At 64.3% G+C, this 13679-nt stretch carries 10 protein-coding genes; 2 read left to right on the top strand and 8 right to left on the bottom strand.

What is annotated here, in order from left to right; genetic code table 11:
• The first annotated feature begins 700 nt into the window (after positions 1 to 700).
• Together BM413_RS26860 and pdeM are read left to right on the top strand one after the other, a co-directional pair.
• Positions 701 to 3220, top strand: coding sequence for a ligase-associated DNA damage response DEXH box helicase (locus BM413_RS26860; protein ID WP_091917933.1), 2520 nt, complete (start codon positions 701 to 703; stop codon positions 3218 to 3220).
• Complete coding sequence (pdeM, locus tag BM413_RS26855; RefSeq protein WP_091917932.1) at positions 3217 to 3930, top strand: ligase-associated DNA damage response endonuclease PdeM; 714 nt, start codon at positions 3217 to 3219, stop codon at positions 3928 to 3930. The genes BM413_RS26860 and pdeM overlap by 4 nt, the downstream gene beginning before the upstream one ends.
• 228 nt (positions 3931 to 4158) lie before the next feature.
• On the opposite strand, the gene BM413_RS26850 is transcribed toward pdeM, so the two are convergent.
• From BM413_RS26850 to BM413_RS26815, 8 genes are all read right to left on the bottom strand, one after another.
• Positions 4159 to 4953, bottom strand: a complete 795-nt coding sequence (locus tag BM413_RS26850) for a TIGR02186 family protein (RefSeq protein ID WP_280141860.1) — start codon at positions 4951 to 4953, stop codon at positions 4159 to 4161.
• A complete protein-coding gene (locus tag BM413_RS26845) occupies positions 4950 to 5879 on the bottom strand; it encodes a sulfite exporter TauE/SafE family protein (RefSeq protein WP_091917931.1) in 930 nt (309 codons plus the stop codon). The genes BM413_RS26850 and BM413_RS26845 overlap by 4 nt, the downstream gene beginning before the upstream one ends.
• Positions 5880 to 6063: 184 nt before the next feature.
• Entirely contained in the window at positions 6064 to 6675 is a 612-nt protein-coding gene (locus BM413_RS26840) for a LysE family translocator (RefSeq protein ID WP_091917930.1), read from the bottom strand.
• A gap of 72 nt (positions 6676 to 6747) precedes the next feature.
• Positions 6748 to 7560, bottom strand: a complete 813-nt coding sequence (locus tag BM413_RS26835) for an AraC family transcriptional regulator (RefSeq protein ID WP_091917929.1) — start codon at positions 7558 to 7560, stop codon at positions 6748 to 6750.
• 102 nt (positions 7561 to 7662) lie between these two features.
• Positions 7663 to 8493: a DMT family transporter gene (locus tag BM413_RS26830; RefSeq protein WP_091917928.1), complete on the bottom strand. Its 831-nt coding sequence runs from the start codon at positions 8491 to 8493 to the stop codon at positions 7663 to 7665.
• The gene (locus BM413_RS26825; RefSeq protein WP_091917927.1) at positions 8490 to 9074 is read right to left on the bottom strand and encodes a TetR/AcrR family transcriptional regulator; all 585 of its coding nucleotides are present in this window, start codon (positions 9072 to 9074) and stop codon (positions 8490 to 8492) included. Before BM413_RS26825 ends, BM413_RS26830 begins: the two co-directional genes overlap by 4 nt.
• A gap of 131 nt (positions 9075 to 9205) precedes the next feature.
• Positions 9206 to 9793, bottom strand: a complete 588-nt coding sequence (locus BM413_RS26820; protein ID WP_091917926.1) for a histidine phosphatase family protein — start codon at positions 9791 to 9793, stop codon at positions 9206 to 9208.
• Positions 9793 to 13617, bottom strand: coding sequence for a peptidoglycan-binding protein (locus tag BM413_RS26815; RefSeq protein ID WP_091917939.1), 3825 nt, complete (start codon positions 13615 to 13617; stop codon positions 9793 to 9795). The genes BM413_RS26820 and BM413_RS26815 overlap by 1 nt, the downstream gene beginning before the upstream one ends.
• Positions 13618 to 13679 lie beyond the last annotated feature (62 nt).

The raw sequence follows: 13679 nt of genomic DNA, 5'->3' as shown, positions 1-13679 counted from the left end.
GTTCCTGGCTACCACACCAGGGCGGGAGGTCACCGCCGCTCTCCCCGATCCCGGTTCCAGAACCCGGTCCCGCAAGAGCGATGAGGGGATTATGCCGGAGGTGGAAATGAGGGGGATAAATCGGGCGTGAAAAAATGTGTGGGGTGAATGGAAACAATGGGTTGGCAGGAAATTTGCGGTGAATCTTTCCCCCAATTCGCGAGCTTCAGCTTCGGTAGTTCTGCACCGCTGCGGCCTTCACCGATGTTCCGGCATGGATCCCCGGGTTCCTCCGCCGAACTTCGTTCGGCTCCGGCCCCGAGGATGACGAATTGCGTGTTTGGCTCTCGCTAATCGTCAACGCTGGGTCGCGGCTGTTACGTCTTTGGCCAGCAACAACGTTTGCGATTGGCTGCGTCACCCCCCTCTCTTCGTCATCCCGGGCGGAGCGAAGCGGAGACCCGGGATCCATGCCGGAACGGAGAAGAGTTTCTACGGTACAGAACGCGCGTCAACACTAGGGCCGCGCCTGACGATGCGCTGACCAATGGGTTCCGGATAACCTGCGCTTCGCTGCGGTTTCCGGGATGACGAACTCATGGTTGGCATCGCCCCTTGCCAAGACTTACCCTGAGATCGAAGGCCATGCCTCCCACAGAACGATCACCTTTTGTTCCAAATTCCGCTTGGCGCGGGTCGTCCTTCGCGCTAGGTCTTTGGCGTGAACGACCAGAGCCGCACCGAGCAAGGCCAGAGCGCCGCCATTCTTCCCGAGCCGTTCGTCAAATGGTTCGCCGGTCGCGGCTGGTCGCCGCGTGCGCATCAGATCGAACTTCTGTCGCGGGCGCAGGCGGGAAAGTCGGTGCTGCTGATTGCGCCGACGGGCGCCGGCAAGACGCTGGCCGGCTTCATGCCGACGCTGACGGAACTGGCAACGCGCGCCAGGCGCAAGCCGGGACAGGCGCATCGCGGCATCCACACGCTCTACATCTCGCCGCTGAAGGCGCTGGCCGTCGATATCGAGCGCAATCTCGGCAAGCCGGTGGGCGAGATGGGCCTGCCGATCACCATGGAAACGCGCACCGGCGACACGCCGCAGCACAAGCGCCAGCGCCAGAAGCTGGTGCCGCCCGACATTCTGATGACCACGCCGGAACAGCTGGCGCTGCTGATCGCGGCTTCCGATGCGAAGCGTTTCTTCGAAGACCTGCGCTATGTCGTGCTGGACGAGCTGCACTCACTGGTGACCTCCAAGCGCGGGCATCTGCTGGCGCTCGGGCTGGCGCGGCTGCGTTCCATCGTGCCCGGCCTGCAGGCCATCGGGCTTTCGGCGACGGTTTCGGAGCCCGACGAATTGCGGCGCTGGCTGGTGAGCCAGAACCCGCAAGGCGGCATGGCCGACCTGATCACCGTGCCGGGCGGGGCCAAGCCGGAAATCTCGATCCTGGAATCGGAAGAGCGGGTGCCTTGGTCCGGCCATTCGGCGCGCTATGCTATCCCTGAGATTTACGACGCCATCCGCCGGCACCGCACGACGCTGCTGTTCGTCAACACCCGCAGCCAGGCCGAATTCCTGTTTCAGGAGCTATGGCGCGGCAATGAGGACAATCTGCCGATCGCGCTGCATCACGGCTCGCTCGATGTCGGCCAACGCCGGCGCGTCGAAAAGGCGATGGAGACGAATTCGCTGCGCGCTATCGTGGCGACGTCGACGCTCGATCTCGGTATCGACTGGGGCGATGTCGATCTCGTCGTCCATGTCGGCGCACCCAAGGGCGCGAGCCGGCTGGCGCAGCGCATCGGCCGCTCCAACCATCGCATGGACGAGCCGAGCCAGGCCATTCTTATTCCCGCCAACCGCTTTGAGGTGCTGGAATGTCGGGCAGCGCTCGAGGCGAATTATCTCGGCGCGCAGGACACGCCGCCGCTGATCGAAGGCGCGATCGACGTGTTGGCGCAGCATGTTCTGGGCAGTGCCTGTGCCGCACCCTTTCATGCCGATGCGCTGTTCGAGGAGGTGCGCGGTGCCGCCCCTTACGTGAAGCTCGATCGCCACACATTCGATCGCGTTATCGATTTCGTCGCCACCGGCGGCTATGCGCTGAGGAGCTATGAGCGCTACGCCCGTATAAAGCTGACCAAGGATGGCACGTGGCGCGTCAGCCATCCGCGAATTGCCCAGCAATACCGGCTGAACATCGGCACCATCGTCGAGATGCCGGAACTGAATGTGCGCTACGTGCGCCAGGGCAGGGGGATGGTGGCGCGCGGTGGGCCGGTGCTGGGCAAGGTCGAGGAATATTTCGCCGAAACGCTGCGGCCGGGCGACAATTTTCTCTTCGCCGGCAAGATCCTGCGCTTCGAGGGCATCCGCGAGAACGAGTGCTTCGTGTCCAATGGCAGCGGCGCCAACATCATCGTGCCGTCCTATGCCGGCGGCAAGTTTCCGCTGTCGACCTATCTGGCAGGCGAGGTGCGGGCGATGCTGGCCGATCCGGAGCGCTGGAAGCGGCTGCCCGAGCAGGTGGCCGACTGGCTGCGGCTGCAAAAGGAAAAGTCGGTGCTGCCGCGCCGCGACGAGATGCTGGTCGAGACCTTTCCGCGCGGCAACAGGCATTACATGGTCGCCTATCCCTTCGAGGGCCGGTTGGCGCACCAGACGCTGGGCATGCTTTTGACGCGGCGGCTGGAGCGGATGGGCGCGCGGCCGCTCGGCTTCGTGGCGACAGACTATTCGCTGGCGGTGTGGGCGCTGGACGACATGGGCCACATGTTCCGCACGAAAAAGCCGTCGCTTGGCGAACTGTTCGACGAGGACATGCTGGGCGACGACCTCGACGCCTGGCTGAACGACAGCTGGATGCTGAAGCGCATGTTCCGCACTTGCGCGGTGATTGCCGGGCTGATCGAGAAGCGCTTTCCCGGCCAGGAGAAAAGCGGACGGCAGGTGACGGTGTCTGCCGACCTGATCTACGATGTGCTGCGCAGCCACGAGCCGGACCACATATTGCTGCAGGCGACGCGCACGGACGCTGCTTCCGGCCTGCTCGATGTCAGGAGACTGGCCGAGATGCTCTCGCGCATACGCGGGCGAATCGTGCATAAAAGCCTTGACCAGATTTCGCCGCTGGCCGTGCCGGTGATGCTGGAAATCGGCAAGGAGCCGGTGAATGGCGGCGCCAACGAAACGCTCCTGATGGAAGCGGCAGACCTGATCGAAGAGGCAATGGGCCCGCAATGACGCTTGCAGTGCGCGCGATGACACCGAAGAACGAGGCGATCACCATCGCCGGCGAGCGGGTGATCTGCGACCAGCGCGGCGTGCTGTTCATGCCGGAGATGGAGATGCTGGTCGTCTCCGACCTGCATCTGGAGAAGGGTTCTTCCTATGCGGTCCGGCGCGGCGCACTGCTGCCGCCCTACGATACGGCGGCGACCCTGGCGCGGCTTGCCCATGTCATCGAGGATTATTCTCCAAGACGCGTCATCAGCCTTGGCGACAGTTTTCATGACGGGGCAGGGGCCGCGCGCCTGCCGGATGTCTTCCGCGAGCGGCTGGAGGCGATGATGGCCGGGCGCGACTGGTTCTGGGTCGCCGGCAATCACGATCCGCAGGCGCCAGCCGACCTGCCCGGCGAGACGGTGCAGGAGATCGCCGTCGGCGGCCTGATGTTCCGGCATGAGCCTTCAGCCACGCCGGTCGAGGGCGAGATCGCGGGCCACCTCCACCCTTGCGCGCGCATAGTCCAGCGCGGGCGCTCGGTGCGGCGGCGCTGCTTTGCCAGCGATGGTGCGCGCATCATCATGCCAGCCTTCGGCGCCTATACGGGCTCCCTCAACGTGCTCGACCGCGCCTATGCCGGCCTGTTCCGCATGGAAAGCCTGATCGCGTACATGCTTGGAACGCATCGGATATTTCCGATTGCAGGGTCGATGTTAAGACCTGGATAGCGGCTCCGCGACGCTTTATAGAATTCGACCCCCACTCCGTCTCGGCTTCGCCGAGCCACCTCTCCCCCGATCGACGGGGGAGAGGAAATGCCGGCCGCAAGGCTGGGCGCCTTTCCTCTCCCCTTTTGAGGGGGAGAGGTGCCGAGCAAAGCGAGGCGGAGTGGGGGTCGGCTGTGACATATGCGATAGCCCTGCCCTTGTGGGGAGGGCCATTAGAGGAACCCAGCCTCAATCCCGGCGGAAAATGATCCGTCCGAGCCAGCCGGTGAGCATAGCCAGCCCCACGGCGAAAATGCCGAACCAGAAGGCATGGTTGTTGGCGAAGCGGTAGATGGTCTGCTCGAAGCCGGATTTGTAGATGGCGAGCTGTGCCGAGGTTTCCTTGACGAAGACGCCGTTGCGGAACAGGAAGGCGCGCGCGCGGTGCGTGCCGACCGGCACGTTGGGCGCCAGCGAAAGGGCGGCGCGGAACAGGTTGGCCGACAGGAACTGTACGCCGCCGATGCGCTCGCTGTAGAGGCCCGTTGCCTTCTTGCGCTCGCGCAGGGCGGCCGTGAACTCGGCGATCGTCACCGGGTCGTCGGTCGTGTCCGCCGGCTGGATGTAGAGGTTGTCCGCACCCAGAGCCAGCTGCTTGTAGTTCTTCGGCTCGGCTATGTCGCGGAACGCCCGCGTCGTGGCGACGGAGTAGGAGGAGGGGACGTTTTCGAATGTCTCCGAATCCAGGTTGATCCACATGCCGAGCACGCGTTCCTTGCGCCGCACGACGACGGGCTTTGCCGGTCCCTCAAGCACGACGATGACGTCGTATCGGCCCTGCCGGTTGATCAGCGGGTCGGCGTTTTCCACCGCGCCGAAGATCGTCAGGTCGGCGCCGCTGAAGTCGGCGGTGATGGCGACGCGGTCGGTCGAAAGGCCGATCTGGATGTTTTCGGGATTGGCTTGCTGAGCCTGCGCAAGCGCTGCCCCGAATGCCGGCAAGGCCGCGACGAGCGCGGCAGCCAAGATCGCGGCCAGCCTCACAGGTGGCCCCCGTCGATGCCGGTGAGGGAGTAAAGCGTGTTCGGCCGCACGAACAGGTCGAAGGCAAGGCGCAGCGCCACCGCCAGCACCAGCAGCGCAAGCAGGGCGCGCAGCTGTTCGCCGCGCAATTTCTGTCCGGCCTTGGCACCATATTGCGCGCCGGCGACGCCGCCCACCATCAGTACGAAGGCCAGCACGATATCGACGGTCTGGTTGGTGGTGGAGTGGACGATGGTCGTGTAGGCGGAGACGAAGATGATCTGGAACAGCGAGGTGCCGATGACGACATTGGTCGGCACTTTAAGCAGATAGATCAGCGCCGGCACCATGATGAAGCCGCCGCCCACGCCCATGATCGACGACAGGAAGCCGATGCCGGCGCCGAGCCCGAGCACGGGTATGACGCTGACGAAAAGCTTGGAGGCGCGGAACCGCATCTTCAGCGGCAGGCGGTGGATCCAGTTGTGCTGGCCGGATTTCTTCAGCGCCGGCGCCGCGCCATCCTTGGTCTTGCGGATGGCGTTGACGCTTTCCACCATCATCAGCGCACCGACGGTGCCGAGCAGGATGACGTAGAGCAGCGAAATGAACAGGTCGAGCTGGCCGATGGCGCGCAGCAGCGCAAAGACATAGATGCCGAGCGTCGAGCCGACGATGCCGCCAAGCAGAAGCATCGTTCCGAGCTTGAAATCGAGCGTGCCGCGCTTGAAATGCGCAAGCGCACCGGAGAAGGACGAAGCGATGACCTGGTTTGCGCCGGTGGCGACTGCGATGGCCGGGGGAATGTTGTAGAAAATCAGCAGCGGGGTGATGAGGAAGCCGCCGCCGACGCCGAACATGCCCGACAGGAACCCGACCGCGGCGCCCATTGCGAGCAGCACGACGATGTTGGCCGATAATTCTGCGATCGGGAGATAGATGCCCACCCGTCAAACTCTACGCTATGTGCCTGCCGGCCAAGACTGTCCCTTGCCCTCGGTCGTTACATTGCTCTTGCGCCGACATTGCGGCGAAGTCAAACATCACGGGCAGTCTAAAACAAAAAGCATGTCAGCGGGTTAACGGCGACCGCCATTCGCGGTCGCATTTGGGTTGCGGTCGGATTGGCCCTTACCGATCCGCCAGCGCCAGCCTTGCACCGAGCAGCACGAAGGCGCAGGCGAAAGTGCGGCGCATCCAGGTCAGCACGCGCGGGCGCGAGATCACCTTGTCGCGCACGGAGGCCGCGAACAACCCGTAGCCGACGAAGACGATGAAGGTCATCGCCATGAACACGGCGCTCAAAAGCAGCATGCGCGACAGCGGGTGCGCTTCGCCGGTGCTGATGAATTGCGGCAGGAAGGCGAGGAAGAAGATCGACAGTTTCGGATTGAGGATGTTGACGAGGATGCCGGTGAGGGCGACCCGGGCGGCCGAGCGTTCGGTGATTTCCTCGTCGACCTTCAGCGAGCCGTTTTCGCGCAGCGCGTTCCAGGCCATGTAGAGCAGATAGGCGACGCCGGCATATTTGAAGGCGTGAAAGGCAAGCGCGCTGGTGTGCAGGATTGCAGCCAGCCCCATGATCGCCGCCGCCATATGCGGGACGATACCGATGGTGCAGCCGAAGGCGGCAGCCACGCTGGCGCGCGCGCCGCGCGAAAGGCCGGTCGCCAGCGTGTAGACGACGCCGGTGCCGGGCGACACCACGATGATGAAGGATGTGATCAGGAATTCGATGCTCATGCCAGTTCTCCGTGAGAGAACCGATTTGAGCCGTGCGAGGGCTCGCCGTCTTGAACGAAATTGCAGGCAGGATCAGGCGACGGCGGCGGCGTATGCACCGGGCGATACGCCGTATTTGCGCGTGAACATTCGAGTCATGTGGCTCTGGTCGGCAAAGCCGCAGCCTGCAGCAGCTTCGGCCAGCGGCGTGCCTTGTGCGATCAGCCGGCGGGCGAGGTCGGTGCGCCGCTGCATGAGATAGGCGTGCGGCGTGAAGCCGGTCGCTTTGGCAAAGCCGCGCAGCACCTGAAACCGGCTCATGCCGCTTTGCCGCGCAAGATCGGCAAGCGTGATCGGGGCGGTGGGCTCGTCGTCGATCAACTGCCTTGCGCGCATGATCGCTGTGGGCGCGGACGCTGAGGCCTCAACCTCGGTCCGCTCGCGCACGACATTGGCCAGCAGGCGCAGCAGCAGTTCCTCGCTCAGCAGGTCGGACGCGCCGGACGCATGCCCGGTGATTGCCGCGTAAAGGCGATGGAACAGGGTGGCAACTGCGGCGTCGGTCTTGGCCGGCCAGACGAACTCGCAGGCTTTCGACGCGCCTTCGTTCATGTCTGCGAAGGCCGCCTGGATGATCGCCGGATCGAAATAAAGCATCCGCCACGACCGCCCGGCATCGCTGATCGGCATGCCGTCATGGACCTCGCCGGGATTGACGGTGATGGTGTCCCCACGACCGGCCTCCACCATGCCGCGCCCGCTCAGCGATTTCTGCGCGCCCTGATGGATGACGCCGATGCCGTATTGCTCGTGCCAGTGCCGCGAAAAGGCATGGCGCGTGGCAGCCTCGACGGCTTCCACACCGGCCGTTCTGCAACGAAGCATCCTGAATTGGCCGGCCGGCATTGTTTTCGCGCCTTCGCTGTTTGCCGCCGAACTATAGCAAGCAAAGGTGGGCCTTTGCGACCGGGTTCTGCGACCGGATGTTCCGTCGCAAATGTGCCGTGATCAATGGCTGAGGCAGATGGCTCCGAAAGCCACGATTGAGCAGGCAAGGATACGGCGGGGCGTCAATGCTTCCCCCAGAAAAAGCCATCCGATCAGGGCTGCGAACACGACGCTCGTTTCCCGCAAAGCGGTGATAGGCCCGGCCGGCCCAAGGGCCAATGCCGCTATCACCACGCCATAGGCGGTGAGCGCGACTATGCCACCCGCCAGTGCTTTCAAGGTTTCGGGCGAATGAATGTCGACGACGAGTTTTCCCCGGAACAGCACGAAAGTCAGCGGCAGCAGCGCGCCATAGATCACCACCACCCATGCGGTGTAGGCGCCCGTATGGCCAGCCTCGCGGACGCCGATCGCATCGACCGTCACATAGCTGGCAATGATCGCGCCCGTCGCCAAGGCGAAGAGAATCGATGACGTGGCCGCCCTGCCTTTGCCCAATGAAAGGCTCATGATTCCCGTTGCCACGAGGACGACGCCGGCCGTTTGGTAGGTGTCGAGGCGATCGCCGGCGAGCAGAAATCCGCCGAGGGTCACCAGCAGCGGCACGGTGCCGCGAACGATGGGATAGACCTGCCCCAGTTCGCCGTTTCTGTAGGCGGCAACCAGAAAGACGCTGTAGCCGACCTGAAGACAGGCCGAGAGAGCGATATAGAGCCAGGCCGAACTTTCCGGCAGGGGATAGATGAAGACGAATGGAAGAGCGACGAGCGTACCGGAAAGGCTCATGACCGTGATGGTCCAGAGCCTGTCGGCACCCGTTCGCAGAAAGGCGTTCCATGTCGCGTGCAGGATCGCCGCAAAAAGCGCCAGGCTGACGACCGCTGCGCTCATTGCCGTGCCGGCAGCCTGGCAAGCAGGCCGAGAGCGGCGTTTCTTGCATCCCGAATGGCGGTCTCTCCCTGGCCCATCTGGGCCAGAAGGGTCGCGCCCTCGAGCAGCATCAGAAGAGCCGCCGCAATGCTCTCGGCCTGATCTTCGGGCAAAGCCGCTTCGAGAATCCGGCGCATGCGCCCTTTCAGGCCATTCTTCTGGTCGGCCACGGCCTTGAAAACCGGATGCGCGGGATCGCCGAATTCCGCGAGCGCATGCGCGAACAGGCAGCCATGGAAATCCGGGCTTTTGAACCAGCGTCCGTACCAATCGAAGATCGTTGCGATCTTCTGTTCGGGCGTGGCGTCAAGCTCGGCGAGCTGATCGAGTTGATGGTCGAAGCGCTGTGCCCGCCAGGCAAGGACCTCGACGGTAAGGCCGTCCTTGCTGGGGAAATGGCGGTACATCGTCATCTTCGCCACGCCCGCCTCGGCAATGATCCGGTCTATCCCGGTGGCGTGAAAGCCTTCACGCTTGAACAGCGCATAAGCCGTTTCGACGATGTGCTGGCGTTTCTCGGTATTGCCGTAGGTGGAGGACATGACACGGACTCAGTCGGGTGAGACAGGTCTGTATCATTAAGCCTTGGCAGGGTCTTCGTCAACATGGTGGAATAGACAGCGAGTTCGGTCGCCCGACGAACCCATCGGACCGCTCGCTTCAGGATTAACTTTCAGGATTGTTCCGGCACGATGTCTTGCCAAGTGTGGCGAATGGCCAATGTATCCGCATCAAACGCAAAATAGCAGCCGCCTCCACTGATCGGCTGGCTTCTATTCTGCGAAATCGGTTCTCCCAGCAGGTCGCATAACAACAGCGTACCGACCCCGCCGTGGGAGAATATGACGACGTCTCCCTTGCCGGTTCGGCCGGCGATGCTCTCGGTCACTGCCGTTTTGATGCGCCGCTGTGCGTCTGCCGCCGTTTCCCAACCCAGGATGCTGGCATCAGGATGGGCGAAGAATTCCGCGACGATCTCCCAAAAGCGCGGCGGCGCGACATAGCCGGTGGACGAGCGGTCGTTTTCGCCGAGGCGAGGGTCTATGCGGAATTCGAGGTTGCGCAGAGATTTGAGCGTCTCGGCGCAGTCGAGCGCCTTGCGTTCGTCGCTGACGAAAATGTCGCTCACCGAATTCAGGATCGGGCATGCGCAAAAGGCCCGGAGGCGTTCGTGACCCCGGCCCGACAGACCCCACTCCGGCACGGGAACCCCGGGATCGATAACGACCTCGGGGTGTGTGACGAAGTAGGCGACCGCCATTACTTGTTGAGCGCCAGCAGGGCCCGCACGACTTTTTCGTCGATCTCGCCGGTGGCGTCCATGCCGTTGGCTTTCTGGAAGGCGGCGATGGCGTTCTTGGTCTTCTGGCCCATCATGCCGTCGGCGCCGCCGGCATCGTAGCCGTTCTTGTTGAGGATGGCCTGGATGTTGCGGACGGCCTTCTTCATGTCGACGCTGGCGGTCGTGCCCTGGCTTTCCTGCCACGCTTCGGGGATGTCGACCGAGTTCGATGCCGTGTCGAGCGGCTTTGCCTTCCACAGTTCGGTTGCCGCGCGGGCGCGCTCGAGCTGTTCGGGGCGCAGCGCATGGGCGATCTCGTCGCGCTTGGCGGAAGCATCCTTGTCGCCGGTCTTGGCGACGAGGGCGAACCACTTGTAGGACTCTTCGAGGTTCTGCGGCATGCCGACGCCCTTGGCGGCGAGGATGCCGAGATTGAACTGGCTGTCCTTGACGCCGAGTTCGGCCGCCTGGATGAACCAGCGCGCAGCCGATTCATTGTCGGCGGTGCCGTCGGCACCCATGGCGAACAGAACGGCCAGATTGTGCATGGCGCTGGCATTGCCCTGGCTGGCGGCCAGCTGATACCAGGTCTTGGCCTTGTCCACGTCGCGGTCGACGCCGAGGCCCTTTTCGTAGAAATTGCCGATGCGGTACTGCGCCGGTGCAAACCCTGCCTCGGCCGATTGCTCGTACCATTTGGCGGCTGCCTTCATGTCGGCCTTGACGCCGCGACCGTCGGCATAGCGCGAGCCGACTTCGAACAGCGCCTTGGCGTCGCCGGAACCGGCTGCCTCGCGCAGCGCCACCGGGCCGGCTTCCGTCGGCACGCTGACGGCAGCCGTGGTGGCAGCAGGCGTGACCGGATTGGCCGGAACGGGGCTGGCAAGCATAGGCTCGGCCGGGGTGTTCATGACCGTCGCCGGATTATCGATTGGCTGATAGGCGGGAGATGTCGAAGCCGTCGTTTCGGGAGCCGGGGCCGGCTCGCTAATGGCGGCGGTCGCCTCTTCCGGCGTCGGTTCAGGATCGGCGGCAAGAGAGTCCTGCGGCAGGTCGACGGTGCGGGTGGCCGAGGCTTCGCCGCGGGCGTCGGCAAGGCTGTCCATCTGGATGGGCGCGGGCGCCTGCGGTGCTTCGGCCATGGCAACTTGAGCGGGCTGCTCGGCTGGCTGGACGATTGCCGGCGTTGTCACCACTTCCGCCACCTCGGCATCGCCGGCCATGAAGGCCTTGCCGAGCTGCAGGCCGGCCAGCGCCAGCATGATCGCGGCGGCGGCCATCAGGATCGGCTTGCGGCGTGCCTTGAGCAGATCGCCGATGCGCAGCGCTTTTACCGGGCCCTTCAGGCTGGAATCGCGCTTCAGCGCTTCGGCTTCTGCAGCAGCTGCCTGTGCGGCGCGGCGCGCGGCGGCGATGAAATCGGCCTTGGCGGCTTCTGTTTCGACAGGCTTTGCCGGCTGGCCGCGCTCGTCACGCACGCGGCGCATGATGGCGTTGAGGTCGGGCGCGCCGGAACCGGGTTCGAGCGGCCGATTGGCGAATTTGGGATCAAGCGGCTCGTCCAGGTCGACGCTCGGTGCTTCGTCCTTGGCTATGGCGTCGGCAGGGGCAGCGGTTGCGACCTGCGCGGCAGCCTGCCCCTTGCGGCCCTTGAAGACGCGGCCGAGGCCGCCGAACATCGAGCGCGAACCGGCCTCCGGCTCGTCTTCGGCGATCGTGTCCGAATCGAGTGCTGCGACTGCGGCGGCAGCCGCTGCCTGAGCCGGTGTGAGCGTGCTGCCGACGCGCGAAGGCGTGGGGCGATCTTCGGCCTCGACCAGCGGCAAGCCATCGTCGAAATCGAGCGACGGCGTGTCCTGCAACGCCATCTTGCGCAGCGTGTTCAGGGGTTCGGGGTCGACCTTGCTGGTCGGGCGCTCGTCCTGTTCCAGCGAGCCAAGCCGGTCGACGATCTTCAGGAGCGTGTCGTGGATTGCCTCGAAGGTCTTGGTGTTGCGCTCGTCGGAGCGGCGCGTCAGTGCTTCCAGCGCCTTCAGGTCATCGGCGAGGCCGGACACTGCCACCGTATGCGTCTGCGAACCCGACAGCGAGCGCACGGCGCTTTCGGCGGCCTGCCGCGCGGCCTCGAGGATGCTGTCATGGCTGCCGGCGATCGACTTTTCGATGTCGTTGAGGCGCGGGCCGATATCCTCGAATTCCGGCAGCGGGCTCGACGGACGGGCGAGGTGCTGCGACAGGCCGGAAACCTGCGCTTCGAGATTGCGGATCAGGTCCGGATCGATATTGGCGAACTGGCTGGCAGACGAATCGAGCCGGCTTGAAATGCTTTCGAGCCGTGCTTCGAGCTTGCGGATGGCGGCGTTGTCGGTCGGCTCGGGCTGGCGGGCTTCAAGACGTTCGGCAAGCGTGGCGAAGCGCGCGTCGATGGCGTCCATGATGCCGCTATTGTCCAGCGCCGGCGCATGCGCGCGCTGGTCGAGACGGTCGGCAACTTCATCGAGCCGGCGCTCGAGATCGCGAAACAGCGTGTTGCTCTGTTCGGCAGCGTCGCCCTGACGGCGTTCGATCATATCCGACAGGTGATCGAAGCGCTGCTCGATGCCCTGGAAAATATAGTCCGCATCCGGTGTGGCCGGTGCGCGGTCGATCTTGTCGGCGATGATGGCGATCTGCTTGCCGAGACGCTCCACCGCAGCTTCGGGCAGGTGGATCTGCTGCGTGATCTGGTCGACGCGGCTGGAGAGCAGGCCGAGGCGCTCCATAACCTCATTGCCGGTCGGCTGGTCACCGGCGACTTCCTCGATCTGGCGGGCCAGTGCTGAAATCCGCGCTTCGATGCGCTCGAAGGGAGCGGGATCGAAATTGGGTAGGGTGGCTGCCGCCGTCGAGGCGACGATGGCGCGCGAGATCTCGTCCAGCCGCACCTCGATCTGGCCGAATGTGTTGGCGTCGGCATTTTCCTGCTGGCGGGCGAAATGGTCAACCGCGCCGGCCAGCGTGCGCACCTTTTCTTCCAGCGAGCGCAGCGACAGCGATTCGGGCAGGTTGTTGACGGCGTCGTTGATCTGCTCGAGCCGCGAGGTCAGTGCGGAAATCGCCGGGTCGTGCGATCCGGTCGAAATGCGGTCCTCGAAATCCGTCCAGCGCTTGTTGAAGTCGTCCCAGCGGCGATCAACCGAGCGCACCGTTTCTTCACGCGCCAGCAGATCGAGCGAGCCTTTGACCTGTTCCAGTTCGAGACGGAGCATGTTGATGCTCTTGTCGTCGCTGCGTTCCGAAAGCGAATGGATAGCGCTCGACAGGCGCTCGAATTCGACGCCGAGTTCGTCGACACCGCCCTTGGACGCCCCCGAAGCATAGGCACGCCTGATGTCCTCGCGCACCGCCTCGAATTCGCGGCGCATGCCGGAGGTCACCTGCTGGCGAAGGTCCTCGCGCAGCGCCTGCAGTTCCGCGGCGATCTTGCCGAAGGCAGCGACGCCGTCTTCCTGCGCGCGCACGCGGTCGAGGTCGCGGGCGATCGTCTGGTAGGGCTGGTCGTAGGACGGGCGCGGTGCCGGCTGCGGGGCAGCGGCATAGGCGCGGGTGTCTTCCCTGCGGTTCTGGCCGTAGGGCAGGTCGGCGAAGCGCTGCTGGCGGCGCATGTCGTCGCGCTCGCGTGAAAAGTCCAGGCCGGCATCCTGCGGCCGGCTGAGGCGCTGCTCAAGGTTCTCCAGCGAACGGTTCAGTTCCTCGAGCGTGGTGTGAGGCTTGCGTAGCCTCCCGGTATTGAGTGTGTCGAGATAGGACCGCTTGCTGTTCATCGAAACGCCCATTCGCCCGTTGCTGGTTTTCGGCCAGGTTCTTCAACTTCCCCGTCGGGACC

Origin of the sequence: Mesorhizobium sp. YR577, assembly GCF_900116595.1 — a bacterium.
Taxonomy (GTDB): Bacteria; Pseudomonadota; Alphaproteobacteria; order Rhizobiales; family Rhizobiaceae; genus Mesorhizobium_M.
This window is presented reverse-complemented; position numbering and strand designations above follow the sequence as displayed.